The organism is Burkholderia sp. SIMBA_051 (assembly GCF_046534915.1).
Taxonomy (GTDB): Bacteria; Pseudomonadota; Gammaproteobacteria; order Burkholderiales; family Burkholderiaceae; genus Burkholderia; species Burkholderia ambifaria.
Window position 1 is genome coordinate 1 of record NZ_JAWRXS010000226.1, and the last position, 276, is coordinate 276.

Sequence of the window (276 nt, forward strand, 5' to 3'; positions counted from 1 at the left end):
GCCCACGACGTTCCTGCCCGCGTGCAGCGCGGCCGTGTGGTAGTTGTCGGCGGCGTTGTCCTGGACCTGCAGCCAGTTGCAGTGCTGGAAGTTGCTGTAGGGGACGAGTTCGTCAGTCGGCAGCACGGTGAAGTTGCCTTCCCATTCGGGAAACGGCGGCTCTTCTTCGGGCGGACCCATGTAGGCGAACACGAGGCCGTTGCGCTCGACGGCCTTGTACGCGCCCTGACGGATCGAGCATGCGTACTTCTCGGCTTCCGCCTCCTCGCCCTTCGG

The 276-nt window shown here is 65.2% G+C and carries 1 pseudogene; it reads right to left on the bottom strand.

The window, feature by feature from the left end:
- Window positions 1-276 (bottom strand): annotated as a pseudogene (locus tag SB771_RS34290) ((2Fe-2S)-binding protein); the annotation flags it as partial.